The 11750-nt window shown below is 65.5% G+C and carries 7 protein-coding genes; 5 read left to right on the top strand and 2 right to left on the bottom strand.

Going from position 1 to position 11750, the window contains the following annotated elements:
- Window positions 1-775 precede the first annotated feature (775 nt).
- Window positions 776-2296 (bottom strand): CoA-acylating methylmalonate-semialdehyde dehydrogenase, encoded by a 1521-nt coding sequence (locus ACYP5B_RS50345; protein ID WP_459574955.1) that lies wholly within the window; start codon window positions 2294-2296, stop codon window positions 776-778.
- A 119-nt stretch (window positions 2297-2415) separates the two neighbouring features.
- Here ACYP5B_RS50345 and ACYP5B_RS50340 point away from each other — a divergent pair, with 119 nt between their 5' ends.
- The 3 genes from ACYP5B_RS50340 to ACYP5B_RS50330 all read left to right on the top strand — a co-directional run bounded on the left by ACYP5B_RS50340 (window position 2416) and on the right by ACYP5B_RS50330 (window position 4746).
- Window positions 2416-3351 carry a LysR family transcriptional regulator gene (locus ACYP5B_RS50340; protein ID WP_459574954.1) on the top strand — a complete coding sequence of 312 codons (936 nt, stop codon included), beginning with the start codon at window positions 2416-2418 and terminating at the stop codon, window positions 3349-3351.
- Between the two features lie 82 nt (window positions 3352-3433).
- Complete coding sequence (locus tag ACYP5B_RS50335) at window positions 3434-4432, top strand: 5'-nucleotidase (protein WP_459574952.1); 999 nt, start codon at window positions 3434-3436, stop codon at window positions 4430-4432.
- Complete coding sequence (locus ACYP5B_RS50330) at window positions 4429-4746, top strand: YnfA family protein (protein ID WP_459574950.1); 318 nt, start codon at window positions 4429-4431, stop codon at window positions 4744-4746. Before ACYP5B_RS50335 ends, ACYP5B_RS50330 begins: the two co-directional genes overlap by 4 nt.
- 576 nt (window positions 4747-5322) lie before the next feature.
- Here the strand turns inward: ACYP5B_RS50330 and ACYP5B_RS50325 are convergent.
- The gene (locus tag ACYP5B_RS50325) at window positions 5323-8883 is read right to left on the bottom strand and encodes an indolepyruvate ferredoxin oxidoreductase family protein (protein WP_459574948.1); all 3561 of its coding nucleotides are present in this window, start codon (window positions 8881-8883) and stop codon (window positions 5323-5325) included.
- A 116-nt stretch (window positions 8884-8999) separates the two neighbouring features.
- Here ACYP5B_RS50325 and ACYP5B_RS50320 point away from each other — a divergent pair, with 116 nt between their 5' ends.
- A complete protein-coding gene (locus ACYP5B_RS50320; RefSeq protein ID WP_318234484.1) occupies window positions 9000-9947 on the top strand; it encodes a LysR family transcriptional regulator in 948 nt (315 codons plus the stop codon).
- A 227-nt stretch (window positions 9948-10174) separates the two neighbouring features.
- Entirely contained in the window at window positions 10175-11695 is a 1521-nt protein-coding gene (gene adh / locus ACYP5B_RS50315; RefSeq protein ID WP_318234483.1) for an aldehyde dehydrogenase, read from the top strand.
- Window positions 11696-11750: the final 55 nt, after the last annotated feature.

The raw sequence follows: 11750 nt of genomic DNA, 5'->3' as shown, positions 1-11750 counted from the left end.
CTCGTAAAGAAAAGTAACCAAAAGAAAGCGATCCTTGCAGGAGGCTGGCGTGGCGTCATTGGGAATCCCAATGGTTTCGTCGTACGGCCCTGGGTGCTAATGGACTCGTGCCGTTACCAGTTTAGATCACCACGACGCTGCCAATGCCCAGGGTTTCGTGGTGGTCCCCACCGGTAGCCACCACCACGAATTTCAGGCCGTCTGTCGCTCGCGGCGCGGGCGGCCATGAAGTTGCATGCGTCCCGTTTTCGTCGTGGGCGCGGTGGCACCGCCGGAATAGTTTTGAGGGATTCACCACCGCGCCCACCCCACCACTAAACCATCACGGCGTGATATATCGTGATGCTCCGATCCGGTGCCGGCAGATGGGCGAATGGGCAGGGATGCTACTACCGGGGGCCTCACCACGAAACCAGCGTCATTAACAGGATCGTGGCCATTCAAACCGGTAACGGCACGAGTGAATTAAAACCCGGGGCCTGACGACGAAATCATTGGGGTCCCCAATGACGCCACGCCAGCCTCCTGCAAGGATCGCTTTCTTTTGGTTACTTTTCTTTACGAGTAAAGAAAAGTGACATCTCACACGTTCTAAAACGGCCAACACCGTACAGCCGCGACAGCAGCTAGAAGCGCTAAAACATCGCCCACTCACGCTATTCTGCATCAGCAGCTAGGAGCATCAAAACCCCGCCCTAAAGACGCGCCTCAGATCAAGGCGCATTCAATCGGCAATGACCAAGGGTTAGCGCGCCAACCCACTGCCACCCGCAGCTTACTTCGCCGTAGGCATGGCGAACTCGGCACCCTTGCCGATGCTGTCGGGCCAGCGCTGCATCACGGACTTCTGCTTGGTGTAGAAGCGCACGCCTTCCTCGCCATACGCGTGGGTGTCGCCGAACAGGCTGCGCTTCCAGCCGCCAAAGCCGTGCCAGGCCATCGGCACCGGGATGGGCACGTTGATGCCGACCATGCCGACCTGGATGCGCCGAGCGAACTCACGCGCCACGCCGCCGTCGCTGGTGTAGCAGGCCACGCCGTTGCCGAACTCATGGTCGTTGACCAGTTGCACGGCCTCGGCAAAATCCTTTACGCGCACGCAGCCCAGCACCGGGCCGAAGATTTCTTCCTGGTAGATGCGCATGGCCGGGGTCACGTTGTCGAACAAGGTGCCGCCCGTGAAGAAGCCGCCTTCATGGCCGGGCACGCGGCAATCGCGGCCGTCCACCACCAGCGTGGCGCCCTCCTCCACGCCGAGGCCGACATAGCCCTCGATCCGCTCCAGCGCCTGGCGCGTGACGATGGGGCCCATCTCGGCTTCGGCGTTCATGCCGTTGCCGATCACCAGTGCCTTCACGCGCTCGGCCAGCAGCGGGAGGATCTTGTCCGCGACATCGCCGACCAGCACGGCAATCGAGATCGCCATGCAGCGCTCGCCAGCCGAGCCGTAGCCGGCGCCGATCAAGGCATCCACGGCTTGCTCGATGTCCGCGTCGGGCATGACCACCAGGTGGTTCTTGGCGCCGCCCAGTGCCTGCACGCGCTTGCCGAAGTGCGCCGCGCGCTCGCTGATGTACTGGGCAATCGGGGTGGAGCCGACAAAGCTCACCGCCTTGACTTCAGGATGTTCGATCAAGGCATCGACCACCACCTTATCGCCTTGCACCACATTGAACACGCCGGCCGGCAAGCCGGCTTCGGTCAGCAGTTCCGCCATGAACAGGCTGGCGCTGGGATCCCGCTCGCTCGGCTTGAGCACAAAGGTGTTGCCGGCCGCCAGCGCGATCGGGAACATCCAGCAAGGGACCATGCAGGGGAAGTTGAACGGCGTGATGCCAACGACCACCCCCAGCGGCTGGCGCAGCGTCCAGTTATCCATCCCCGTGCTGACCTGGTCCGTGTAGTCACCCTTGAGCAGTTGGGGAATGCCGCACGCAAATTCGATGATGTCGATGCCCCGGGAGACTTCGCCCTGCGCGTCGGAGAAGACCTTGCCGTGTTCCGCGGTGATCATCGCCGCGAGCGTGTCGCGATTCTGGTTCATCAGCTGCAGGAAGCGTTGCATGACCCGCGCGCGGCGGATCGGGGGCGTGTCCGCCCAGGCCGGGAAGGCCGCGGCGGCAGCGGCAACCGCGGTGCGGACTTCGTCGACCGAGCCCAGCGCCACGGTGCGCGCGGCGGCGCCGGTGGCGGGGTTGAAGACATCCTGCGCACGGCCGCTGCCGCTGGCAACCCGGCTGCCGTTGATGTAGTGGCCGAGCTGGCCGCCTTCGGTGTATGCGATGGGAGTCTTCACGTTATTGCCTTCCAGGAAAGAGAGGGGGATTTGCCAATGCGACGAGTGTAGTCAGGGCATCCATCCCCAGCAATGCCGCGCGGCTTGACTCATTGTTTAGCAAAGTAAACAATGCCGCGATGGAAGACGAAAATAAAGAGCCCAACTGGGCGCACCTGTACTCGCTGGTCGTGCTGGGTGAGCTCGGCAGCTACACGGCCGCGGCCGTGCGCCTGGGCGTGAGCAAGGGGGCGATGAGCCAGCGGATCGCGGAGCTGGAGCGCAGCGCCGGGGTGCCGCTGGTGCAGCGGACCACACGCAGCGTCCGGCTGACGGAAGCCGGCCAGCAACTCGCGGACACCACGCGCAACGCCTTCTCGGATATCGAGCGCAGTTTTGCCGGCGTGCGCGATCTTGCCGGCGAGCCGCGCGGCTTGCTGCGGGTAACGGCGCCGGTGGCGCTGGGCCGCCAGCAGATCGTCCCGCGCATCCCGGCCTTCCTGAAGACCTACCCGGAAGTGCGGATCGAGATGGAGTTCTCCGACAAGTTCACCTCGCTGGCGCAGGAGGGTTTCGACCTGGCGATCCGGCATGCCTCGGTGGCGCCGGATACGCATATTGCCTGGACGCTATGCCGCACGAGCACGGTCCTGGTGGCAACGCGCAGCTACCTGAAGCGCCATGGCGCGCCGGAAAACCCGGAGGATCTGGCCAGGCATGCTTGCCTGCACTATTTCCGGCGGGGCGAATCACCCACCTGGAGCTTCGAGCCGGTGCGCGGCGCGGGCCCCCGGCGCAGCGTGGCCATACATGGCAGCTTTGCCGCCAACAACAGCGAAGCCCTGCGCGAGGCGGCGCTGGGCGGGCTGGGCATCGCCCTGCTGCCGGATTTCACCGCCCAGGCGGACGTGGCCGCCGGCAGGCTGGTCAAGGTCCTGCCCAACTGGCGCTCGGCAGGGGCCTTTGGGGACCACCTTTTCGCCATCCGCCCTTACAGCCCCTACCTGCCGCGCGCCGTCCGCGTGTTCGTGGACTACCTGCGCGAGACGCTGAAGGATGGCTTCGCAATGGGCTGAAGCCCTGTCCTGCCGCAGGTTGCTACTGCAGCTCGACCCGTGCGCGCCGCCAGTGTCGAATCGTCTGCCTTTATACTGCGGCATGGCCTACGATCTCACAGACAAACTCGTCATCGGCATCTCGTCCCGGGCGTTGTTCGACCTCGAGCACGAGAACGGCATCTATCAATCCGAGGGGGTGGCGTCCTACTCCGCCTACCAGCGCCAGCATGAGGACGAGCCCCTGCTGCCGGGCACCGCGTTCCCGCTGGTGCAGGCGCTGCTCGGGCTCAATAACCTGATCCCCGGCCGGCGGCTGGTGGAAGTGGTGGTGATCTCGCGCAATTCGCCCGACACCGGGCTGCGCGCCTTCAACGCCATCGAGACCCACCGGCTGGACATCACCCGCGCGGCGTTCACCGGCGGCGAGCCGATCTCGCGCTACCTGCATGCCTTCAAGGTGGACCTGTTCCTCTCGCGCGAGGCCACCGACGTACAAGCCGCCATCGACGGCGGCGTGGCCGCCGCCCAACTGTACGCCGCGCCCGCCGACTATCACGCCCCCGCCGGCCAGATCCGCATTGCCTTCGACGGCGATGCCGTGCTGTTTTCACCGGAATCCGAGCAGATCTTCAAGCAAAAAGGACTGGAAGCCTTTGTCCGGCATGAGCAGAAGCACCGCCACAAGGCCATGGCCGAAGGGCCGTTCGCCAAGCTGCTGCTCCGGCTGGCGGAGATCCAGTCGCACTTCCAGCCCGGCGAGTGCCCGGTGCGCATCGCCATCGTCACGGCACGCAACAGCCCGGCGCATACGCGGGTGGTGCATACCCTGCGCGCCTGGAACGTCAGCATCGACGAGGCCTTCTTCCTCGGCGGCTTGCCCAAGGACCAGGTGCTGCAGGCGTTCGGCGCGCATATGTTCTTTGACGACCAGGAAGGACATGTGGAACTGGCGTCGGCGGTAGTGCCGTCGGGGCGGGTGCCTTACAAGGGTGGGGAATTGGGTGGCGGCAAGCGGCAGCCGGCTGCGCGCAAGCGGGTGAAGAAGGACGACGGCGAGAACGCCAGCCAGGCTGTCAAAGCACCGGCATCCGCAACATGAAAACCTTCGCCCTTTACCTCGTCACGGCCTGCGCGGAAATACTGGGCTGCTATTTCCCCTACCTGTGGCTGCGCCAAGGCGCTAGCGCTTGGCTGCTGGTGCCTGGCGCGCTGTCGCTGGCGCTGTTCGCCTGGCTGCTGTCGCTGCACCCGGATGCCTCCGGGCGGGTCTATGCGGCTTATGGCGGGATTTATATTGCGGTGGCGATTGTGTGGCTTTGGCTGGTGGATGGGGTGAAGCCTAGCCACTGGGATCTGGCCGGGGTGACGGTGGCGATTGCGGGGATGGCGATTATTGTGTTTCAGCCCCGGTAAGGCGGGGCAGCGCATGATTGGGAGCTTGCGCTGCTGCGAGCGCCCGCCCTCTCCCCCTGCCCCTCATCCGCTGCGCGGGAGAGGGCGGGTGTTGGATGTGGCGTTGGCTCTCGGATGCCTACTTGTTCACCATCCGTGCTGCTTCACTGCAAATTCAACTGCTTAACGTCAAAAGCTTAAAGTCAAAGGCAGTTTCACCTCCCCTGCGGGGAGGCGACCTACTTTCTTGTCTCGCCAACGCCAAGAAAGTAGGCAAAGAAGGCGACCCGGATGCGGCGAAAGACTCCTCGTCGGCAAGCCAAAAGAGCGGCCGGGACCCAAACTCACATCGCCTTAGGGCGATGCTCAGACATGGGTCCCTCTTTTCCGCGCCGCATAACGGGAGATGAAAGGCGCCACGGCTCGCTGCGCATCGCGCGTGGGTGATTTCCGCCTGGCCGGCGGAAATCACGGCTACACCGAATGGTTCTCTATTCCCGTCGGTTTGCTCCCCTCTCCCACTTGTGGGAGAGGGGCCGGGGGAGAGGGCGGGCGTTCGCCATCCTGATCCGCGCCGTGAATCCAGCGCCGCCCAGCTCAGGCCGCGACCCGCGCCGCTTCCCCGCGATACTGCGCCAGCAACACCACCCGCCGCGCAGCCACCTTCTCCAGATTGGCTTCCTTGACATGCCCGAAGCCCCGGATGTCATCGGGCAAGCTCGCCAGTGCCACCGCCGTATCCAGGCGATCCGCGCTCAGCGTCGCGCCGAACTCCTCTACCATCGCGAAGTAGTCCTCGATCAGCTTGCGTTCCGAGCGCCGCTCGGCGGTCTTGCCGAACACATCGAAGGCGGTGCCACGCAGGCCCTTGGCGCGTGCCAGCAGGCGGAAGACCGTGAGCATGGCCGGGCCGAAACGGCGCTTGACCAGGTGGCCATGCGAGTCCCGCCTGGCCAGCAACGGGGGCGCCAGGTGGAAGCTCAATTGATAGTCACGGCCAGGCTCGCCCTCGAACTGCGCGCGCAGCTTGTCGAGGAAAGCGGGGTCGGCATACAGGCGGGCCACCTCGTATTCGTCCTTGTAGGCCATCAGCTTGGCGAGATTGCGCGCAACAGCTTCGGTCAGCGGCAGCCGGCCGTTGGCACCGACGCGCTTTTCGGCGGCGCGTACGCTGTCGACCACGGCACGGTACCGGGCTGCGTACGCCGAGTTCTGGTAAGCCGTGAGCAAGGCCTCGCGCTGGCGGATGACGCTATCCAGCGTTTCCGGCATGGCCACCACCTGGGCACGCGGCGTGGTCTGCAGTTGCGCGGCAAGTGCCGCCTCGCCGTGGTGCGCGAGATAGCGGCCCCAGTCGAAAGCCAGCAGGTTCTTCTCGACCGACACGCCGTTGAGTTCGATGGCCCGTACCAGGCTGTCGCGCTGCAGCGGGACCCAGCCCTTCTGCCACGCAAAGCCCAGCAGCAGTGGGTTGGAGTAGATCGAATCCGCCAGCAACTTCACGGCCCAGGCGTTGGCGTCGATAAAGGCGCAGGCCCCACCGACGCTGGCGCGCAGGTCCTGCTCGGCCGAGGCGCCCGGGAATTTCCAGTTCGGGTTCTTGATGAAGTCCGCAGTCGGCGTATTGGCGCTGTTGATGGCGGCTGCGGTCATGTCGACCCGGGTCTTGGACAAGACCTCGGGCGAGGCCGAGACGATGGCGTCGCAGCCGATCACCAGGCGCGCTTCGCCGGTGGCGATGCGGGTGGCGTGCAGCGCGGCGGGAGTCGGCGCGATCTGCACGTGGCTGATCACCGCGCCGCCCTTCTGCGCCAGTCCGGCCATGTCGAGCACGGTCACGCCCTTGCTTTCCAGGTGGGCAGCCATGCCCAGCAGGCCGCCGATGGTGACCACGCCGGTGCCGCCGACGCCCGTTACCAGCACGCCATAGGGCCGCTCCAGCACGGGCAGCACCGGCTGCGGCAGCGCGCCGAAATCGGCGCCCGCGCCCTTGCCGCCCGCCGCAACAGGCTTGCGCACCTGCGCGCCTTCGGCCGTGACAAAGCTCGGGCAAAAGCCGTTCACGCAGGAGAAATCCTTGTTGCAGGAGGACTGGTTGATCTTGCGCTTGGTGCCCAGGGGCGTTTCCAGTGGCTCCACCGACAGGCAGTTGGACTTGACCGAGCAGTCGCCGCAGCCTTCGCACACCGCGTCGTTGATAAAGGCCCGCTTGGCCGGATCGGCCATGGTGCCGCGCTTGCGGCGGCGGCGCTTTTCGGTGGCGCAGGTCTGGTCGTAGATCAGGATGGTGACGCCGGCGGTGTCGCGCAGCTGGACCTGGATCTCGTCCAGCTGGTCGCGGTGGTGCACGGTGACGCCGCCGGGCAGCATGCTGCCGTCGCCGTACTTCTGCGGCTCGTCGGTCACCACCACGATCTTGCTGGCGCCTTCAGCCAGCACCTGGTGCGCAATCTGCGGCACGGTCAGGATACCGTCCACGGGCTGGCCGCCGGTCATCGCCACGGCGTCGTTGAACAGGATCTTGTAGGTGATGCAAGCCTTGGACGCAATGGCCGCGCGGATTGCCAGCAGGCCAGAGTGGAAGTAGGTGCCGTCGCCAAGGTTGACGAACACATGCTTCTCGCCGGTGAAATGCATCTGCCCGGTCCACGCCACGCCCTCTCCACCCATCTGGCTGAAGGTATCGGTATTGCGGTCCATCCACATCGCCATATAGTGGCAGCCGATGCCAGCCAGCGCGCGCGAGCCTTCAGGCACGCGGGTCGAGGTGTTGTGCGGGCAGCCCGAGCAGAACCAGGGCTTGCGCTCCACCGAGATGCGCGGGCGCGCGGCTTCGCGCTCCTTGGCCTCGATCAGCGCCACGCGCGCGGCAATGCGGTCGCGCACGTCGGACGGCAGGTCGCTCTTCTCCAGGCGGGTGGCGATGGCCTTGGCGATCAGCGCGGGCGATAGCTCGTAGTGCGCGGGCAGCAGCCAGTTGCCGCGCGGCAGCGACCATTCGCCGCCGTGGTTGCCACGTTCGTCGAACTTGCCGTAGACCTTGGGGCGCACGTCGTCGCGCCAGTTGTAGAGTTCTTCCTTGAGCGCGTATTCGAGGATCTGGCGCTTTTCTTCCACCACCAGGATCTCTTCCAGGCCGGTGGCGAACTCGCGCGCGTCGTGCGCGTCCAGCGGCCACACGCAGCCTACCTTGAACACGCGGATGCCGATGCGGCGGCAGGTGTCATCGTCCAGGCCGAGGTCCGACAGTGCCTGGCGCACGTCGAGGTAGGCCTTGCCGGCGGTCATGATGCCGAAGCGCGCGTTGGGCGAATCCAGCACCACGCGGTTGAGCTTGTTGGCGCGGATATAGGCCAGCGCCGCATACCATTTGTGGTCGAGCAGGCGGGCTTCCTGCGCCAGCGGCGGATCGGGCCAGCGGATATTGAGGCCGCCCTCCGGCATGGCAAAGTCCTCGGGCAGCACGATCTTCACGCGATCCGGATCGACCTCCACCGAGGCGGTGGATTCCACCACGTCGGTCACGCATTTCATCGACACCCACAGGCCGGAGTAGCGGCTCATGGCCCAGCCGTGCAAGCCGTAGTCGAGGTATTCCTGCACATTGGACGGGTACAGCACCGGAATGCCGGAGGCCAGCAACACGTGCTCGGACTGGTGCGCCACCGAGGACGACTTGGCGGCGTGGTCATCCCCCGCCAGCACCAGCACGCCGCCATGCTTGGCGGATCCGGCCGAGTTGGCGTGCTTGAGCACGTCGATGGAGCGGTCCACCCCCGGGCCCTTGCCGTACCACATCGAGAACACGCCGTCGCGCTTCGCGTCCGGGAACAGGTTGACCTGCTGGGTGCCCCATACGGCGGTGGCGGCCAGGTCCTCGTTCACGCCGGGCTGGAACACCACGTCGCTGGCGGCCAGGTGCTTCTTGGCCTTCCACAGTGCCTGGTCCACACCGCCGAGCGGGGAGCCGCGATAGCCGGAGATAAAGCCCGCCGTATTCAGCCCGGCGGCAAGGTCGCGCGCCTTTTGCAACATGGGCAGGCGCACCAGCGCCTGGGTGCCGCTGAGATAGACGCGGCCTTTTTCCAGGGTGTATTTGTCGTCGAGGGAAACCGACGCTAGCGCATCTTGCTGGGCTGGGGATAGGGGGGCATTCATCGATGCTGTCTCCGTGTGCTCTTGTGGGCTGTAGCTGAGTGTAGGAAGGCCGGCCGATATCGTAAAATCATGAATTCAGAGAGCTGGTATCCGAAAAACGCATAGCGAGGTGCCATATGGCGAAAGAACGGCGCGGGAAGGAAGACGGCGGGCAGCGCATCGCCAAGGAAATCACCCTGCGGCAGTTCCGCTACTTCGCCGCGGCGGCGGAAACCGGCCAGTTCTCCATGGCCGCCACCGCCGAGCATGTGTCGCAATCGGCCATTACCAATGCCGTGTTGACGCTGGAGCAGCAGCTTGGCGTGCGCCTCTTTGACCGCCTGCCGCACGGCGTGGCGCTGACGGCTGAGGGCCACCGGCTGCACCAGCGTGCCCGGCAGATCCTGGACGCTGTGCAGGACACGCTGCGCGAGCCGCGCTTCCAGGCCCACAACCTGAGCGGCACGGTGCGCCTGGCGGCGTCCTACACCGTGCTGGGCTACCTGCTGCCGGGCCTGCTGGCGCGGTTTCGCACCAACTACCCGGATATCGATTTCGACCTCCACGACATGGACCGTCCCGGCATCGAGCGCGCGGTGCTGGCCGGCGAGATCGAGCTTGGCATCGGGCTGCTGTCCAATATCGAGAGGCTGCAACGCTTTGCCCACCACACGCTGATCCGCTCGCGGCGCCAGCTATGGGCTTCGCCGTCGCACCCGCTGCTGGCGCTGCCCAGGCTGACGCTGAAGGACATCGCGGCGCACCCCTACATCCTGCTGACGGTGGACGAAGGCGAGCGCTCCACGCTGCGCTACTGGCGCAGCAAGCGGCTGACGCCGTCGATCGCGTTTCGCACCAGTTCGATGGAGGGGTTGCGCGGGCTGGTGGCGCACAGCTTCGGCGTGACCGTGCTGTCCGACATGGTGTACCGCCCGTGGTCGCTGGAGGGCAAGCAGATCGAGGCGCGGCCGATCGCCGAAGGCGTGCCTGACATGGAGCTTGGGCTGCTGTGGCAACCCGGGCGCAAGCTGGACAAACCCGCCGATGCGCTGCGCGAGTTCCTGATCCATGCCAGCGGCAGCTAGGCCCCCATCCACTGTGTCCACTGTGCCAGGACGCCACGCACTGCTCCAGATTGGCACACCTCGGCGCACCGTGACACACCGGCAGCAGCCGGCATAGCCCTCCCCCGCCAGGTTTTACGTGGTTTTCCCGTTCTCGCGGCGCCGTGCCCACCGGGCACAGCTTTTGCGGATGGATGCTTGTGCGCGAACAAGAGCGGCACGACAGACATCACAACACGGAGAGAGACATGAACATGGCGGAAATCGCCCAGCTGGGCGTTGCGTATCCCTACAAGGAACAGTACGAAAACTATATCGGCGGCGCCTGGGTGGCCCCGGCCGATGGCCAGTACTTTGAAGCGATCTCGCCGATCACCGGCAAGCCCTTCACGCGCGTGCCGCGCTCCAACCAGAAGGACGTGGACGCCGCGCTGGACGCCGCGCACCGTGCCAAGGACGCCTGGGGCCGCACCTCCACCACCGAACGCGCCCGCATCCTGAACCGCATCGCCGACCGCATCGAGGCCAACCTGGTCACGCTGGCGGTGGCCGAGACCATCGACAACGGCAAGCCAATCCGCGAAACCACGGCGGCCGACCTGCCGCTGGCGGTGGATCACTTCCGCTACTTCGCCGGCTGCATCCGCGCGCAGGAAGGCGGCATCTCCGAGATCGACCACGAGACCGTGGCCTATCACTTCCATGAGCCGCTGGGCGTGGTCGGCCAGATCATCCCATGGAACTTCCCGATCCTGATGGCCACGTGGAAACTCGCGCCCGCGCTGGCCGCGGGCAATTGCGTGGTGCTCAAGCCGGCCGAGCAAACCCCGGCCTCGATCCTGGTGCTGATGGAAATCATCGGCGACCTGCTGCCGCCGGGCGTGCTCAACGTGATCAACGGCTTTGGCCTGGAAGCCGGCAAGCCGCTGGCTTCCAGCTCGCGCATCAGCAAGATCGCGTTCACGGGCGAGACCACCACCGGCCGGCTGATCATGCAGTACGCCTCGCAGAACCTGATCCCGGTCACGCTCGAGCTGGGCGGCAAATCGCCCAACATCTTCTTCGAGGATGTGCTGTCCGCCGACGATGCGTACTTCGACAAGGCACTGGAAGGCTTCACCATGTTCGCGCTGAACCAGGGCGAAGTCTGCACCTGCCCATCGCGCGCGCTGATCCAGGAATCGATCTACGAGCGCTTCATGGAACGCGCGCTCAAGCGCGTGGCGGCGATCAAGCAGGGCCATCCGCTCGACAAGGCCACCATGATCGGCGCGCAGGCCTCGCAGGAGCAACTCGAGAAGATCCTGTCGTACATCGACCTGGGCAAGCAGGAAGGCGCGCAATGCCTGATCGGCGGCGAGCGCAATGCGCTGGGCGGCGACCTGTCCAGCGGCTACTACGTCAAGCCCACGGTGTTCGCGGGTCACAACAAGATGCGCATCTTCCAGGAGGAGATCTTTGGCCCGGTGGTCTCGGTGACCACCTTCAAGGATGAGGAAGAGGCACTGGCCATCGCCAACGATACGCTCTATGGCCTGGGCGCCGGCGTATGGACGCGCGATGGCGCGCGTGCCTTCCGCATGGGCCGCGGCATCCAGGCGGGCCGCGTATGGACCAATTGCTACCACGCTTATCCGGCGCACGCGGCCTTTGGTGGCTACAAGCAATCCGGCATCGGGCGCGAGAACCATCGGATGATGCTGGACCACTACCAGCAGACCAAGAACCTGCTGGTGAGCTACAGCCCCAACGCGCTCGGCTTCTTTTGATATAGCGCAAGAATGGGCGCCTGCGCCCATGCCATGATCGGCATGACGCCCGCGC

It is taken from the genome of Cupriavidus sp. 8B (assembly GCF_054589115.1).
The sequence above is the reverse complement of the archived record's forward strand: the minus strand, read 5'-3'. Positions and strand labels throughout refer to the sequence as shown.

Excerpts from the sequence above, each read along its gene's own strand:
- ACYP5B_RS50340 (WP_459574954.1), top strand. The coding sequence starts at position 2,416 with ATGGAAGACGAAAATAAAGAGCCCAACTGGGCGCACCTGTACTCGCTG.
- ACYP5B_RS50335 (WP_459574952.1), top strand. The coding sequence starts at position 3,434 with ATGGCCTACGATCTCACAGACAAACTCGTCATCGGCATCTCGTCCCGG.
- ACYP5B_RS50330 (WP_459574950.1), top strand. The coding sequence starts at position 4,429 with ATGAAAACCTTCGCCCTTTACCTCGTCACGGCCTGCGCGGAAATACTG.
- ACYP5B_RS50325 (WP_459574948.1), bottom strand. The coding sequence starts at position 8,883 with ATGAATGCCCCCCTATCCCCAGCCCAGCAAGATGCGCTAGCGTCGGTT.
- ACYP5B_RS50320 (WP_318234484.1), top strand. The coding sequence starts at position 9,000 with ATGGCGAAAGAACGGCGCGGGAAGGAAGACGGCGGGCAGCGCATCGCC.
- adh (WP_318234483.1), top strand. The coding sequence starts at position 10,175 with ATGAACATGGCGGAAATCGCCCAGCTGGGCGTTGCGTATCCCTACAAG.